The following is a 256-nucleotide window of genomic DNA, read 5'->3' as shown; positions in this document are numbered from 1 at the left end:
TCATCGTGCACGTTATTGACATGTCGGGTCTTGAAGGGCGCGACCCGTATGAAGATTATGTGACCATTAATAAAGAGCTTGAACAGTATAATCTCAGGCTGACAGAACGTCCTCAAATTATTGTCGCCAATAAAATGGATATGCCGGATGCGGAAGAAAATCTGAAGGCTTTCAAAGAAAAGCTCACAGATGATTATCCTGTTTTTCCAATCAGCGCGGTGACCAGACAAGGCTTGAGGGATCTGCTGTTTGAAAT

At 43.4% G+C, this 256-nt stretch carries 1 pseudogene; it reads left to right on the top strand.

From position 1 onward, the window contains the following. Positions 1 to 20: 20 nt before the first annotated feature. Positions 21 to 256, top strand: a pseudogene (locus tag J0695_RS46515) (hypothetical protein); the annotation flags it as partial.

Source organism: Streptomyces beijiangensis (genome assembly GCF_017315755.1).
GTDB lineage: Bacteria > Actinomycetota > Actinomycetes > Streptomycetales > Streptomycetaceae > Streptomyces > Streptomyces beijiangensis.
This window is presented reverse-complemented; position numbering and strand designations above follow the sequence as displayed.